The sequence below is a fragment of the Pantoea sp. R102 genome (assembly GCF_004916815.1).
Classification (GTDB): Bacteria; Pseudomonadota; Gammaproteobacteria; order Enterobacterales; family Enterobacteriaceae; genus Pantoea; species Pantoea dispersa.
The window spans coordinates 1-2,401 of the sequence record NZ_SDFT01000297.1 but is presented as its reverse complement, the minus strand read 5'-3'; the positions used below and the strand labels follow the sequence as shown (position 1 = coordinate 2,401).

At 62.2% G+C, this 2,401-nt stretch carries 2 protein-coding genes and 1 pseudogene; all 3 read left to right on the top strand.

Translation table 11 applies throughout. The annotated features are described in order from the left end of the window. A pseudogene (locus ERD80_RS22090) lies at window positions 1–286 on the top strand (sugar ABC transporter ATP-binding protein); the annotation flags it as partial. Window positions 287–310: 24 nt separating this feature from the next. After that, window positions 311–1,282 (top strand): autoinducer 2 ABC transporter substrate-binding protein, encoded by a 972-nt coding sequence (locus ERD80_RS22085; RefSeq protein ID WP_058758760.1) that lies wholly within the window; start codon window positions 311–313, stop codon window positions 1,280–1,282. Window positions 1,283–1,293: 11 nt separating this feature from the next. Then, entirely contained in the window at window positions 1,294–2,250 is a 957-nt protein-coding gene (locus ERD80_RS22080; protein WP_136548567.1) for an ABC transporter permease, read from the top strand. Window positions 2,251–2,401: the final 151 nt, after the last annotated feature.

Sequence of the window (2,401 nt, the reverse complement as noted above, 5' to 3'; positions counted from 1 at the left end):
CAATCTCAACGCGCAGCTGGTGATCATGGATGAACCCACCGCCGCGCTGGCGGTCGCGGAGACGCAGAAAGTCCTGCAGCTGACGCGCCGCCTGGCGGAACGTGGCTGCGCTGTGGTGCTGATCAGCCACAACATCAGCGATGTGTTTGCCGTGGCCGATCGCATGGTGGTGTTTCGTCGCGGCCGCAAAATCGCCGAGCGCCGTCACGCGGACACCACGCCAGACGAAATCGTTGCACTCATTACCGGTGCGCATCCTGATGCGCGCATTTTCGAAAACACCTAAGCACTCACACCAGGGGAAATCATCATGCATCGCATTGCTACTGCTGTTTGTTCGCTGTCGCTGCTGGTATCGGGTTACGCCTTCGCGGCACAAAAGGTGGCCTTCGTGCCGCAAATCATCGGTATTCCCTATTTTCAGGCGATGGAGGCGGGCGGCAAGCGCGCCGCGCACGATCTCGGCGTGGAGTTTGTCTATAGCGGTCCGGTAGATACCAATCCGATGGATCAGCTGCAGATCGTGCAGAACCTGATTGCGCAGAAGGTCAATGCGATTGGCATCAGCGTGCTGGATGCCTCCAGTATTGCGCCGGTGATGGCGCAGGCGCAGGCGAGTAATGTGCATCTGTTCACCAGCGACAGCGATGCGCCCGACAGCGGGCGGCCGGTCTATGTGGCGCAGGCCACCGATGAGGGACTGGGCGATACGGTGATCGATGAGATGGTCAAACGCGTCGGCGAGCGCGGCAAAATTGGCATCGTCTCCGGCGAAGCCACGGCGTCCAACCTCAACAGCTGGATTGGCTTTATGCAGCAGCGGGTGAAAAGTAAATATCCGCACATTACGCTGCTCAAACCCCAGTACGCCGGCGGTTCCGCCAGCCGCGCGGCGCAAATCACCACCGATTTGATGTCCGCTAACCCCGATCTGAAAGGGGTGATTGCCATGGCCTCTACAACCTGTCCGGGCGTGGCGCAGGCCATCGAAACCGCTGGCAAAAACGGCAAGGTGATTGGCAGCGGTTTCTGCAGTCCGAACACCGCGCGCGCCTACCTGAAAAGCGGGGCGTTTGGCTACACCGTGTTGTGGGACCCGGAAAAGCTTGGCTATCTGACGGTGTGGGCGGGCAAACAGCTGATCGACGGGAAAGCGTTTGCCGCCGAAAATCACGTTCCCGGCTTTGCCCAACCGGTGACCTTTGACAGCAAAACCGGTGTGCTGCTGCTCGGCAAGCCAGCGGTGTTCACCAAAGATAACGTCGACCAGTTCAAATTCTGACGAGGCCTGTGATGCATATGACTTCGCGGGAAATCGTCCTGCTGGCGATCGCCGTGCTGGCTGGCGCCTGCTTTACGTGGTTTTCACCGTGGTTTGCTACCGCTGACAACCTGCTGACCATTCTGCGCAACAGCAGCGAACTGCTGTTGATCGCGCTGGGTATGACGCTGGTGATCGCCATGGGCGGCGTCGATGTGTCGGTGGGCGTGGTGATGGGCGTGGCCGCGTGGGGCGTCGGACAACTACTGATGCTGCAATCCCCGCTGCTGGCGGCGCTGGCCGGACCGCTTATTGGCCTGCTGGCAGGGCTGATCACCGCGCTGGTAGTGGTGATTGGCCGCATTCCGGCGATTGTTGGAACGCTGGGGCTGTTCGGCGTCTGGCGCACGGCGCTGTTTGTGCTGCTGGGCGGGCAGTGGCTTTCCGGTCTGCCAGGCGATCTGACGCATGCGCTGATGCGGCCGCTGCTGGGACTGCCGCTGCTGGGACTGCCGCTGATGGCCTGGCTGATTATCGCGGCCTGGGCGCTGGTGTGGCTGGCGCTGCGCCATACGCCGTACGGGTTATGGCTGCTGGCCGCCGGCAACTCTGAAGAAAAAGCGCGGCTGGCGGGCATTCCGGTAACCCAGGTGCGTGTCGCGACTTTTGCTCTCAGCGGCGTGCTGTGCGGCCTGGCCGCCACCTGCTACATCGCCACCTATCGTAACGTGGAGATGACAGTCGGCGGCACGCTGGCACTGGAGGCGATTGCCGCGGTGGTGCTGGGCGGCACGCGCATTACCGGCGGCTCCTGCAGTCTGCTCGGCACGCTGCTCGGCGTGCTGCTGTTGCGCATTCTGCAAAATGGCCTGCTGCTGATTGGCGTGCCCTCGCTGTGGCAAACCGTGGTCACCGGGGCGGTGCTGTTGCTGGTGCTGAGCAGTGAAGCAGCCAGTGGGCGGCTGTTATCGCTAAGGAGGCTGGCATGAAACTGTGGCGCAAAGCCCCCGATCTGACGCTGCTGCTGGCGCTGTGGCTGTTGCTGCTGGGCGCCATCGCGATTGTGCTGCCGCAGATGCTGGCGGCATGGTCGCTGACCTCCATCCTGCAGTTTGCCACGCTGCTGTCGCTGGTGGCGCT

Excerpts from the sequence above, each read along its gene's own strand:
- ERD80_RS22080 (WP_136548567.1), top strand. The coding sequence starts at position 1,294 with ATGCATATGACTTCGCGGGAAATCGTCCTGCTGGCGATCGCCGTGCTG.
- ERD80_RS22085 (WP_058758760.1), top strand. The coding sequence starts at position 311 with ATGCATCGCATTGCTACTGCTGTTTGTTCGCTGTCGCTGCTGGTATCG.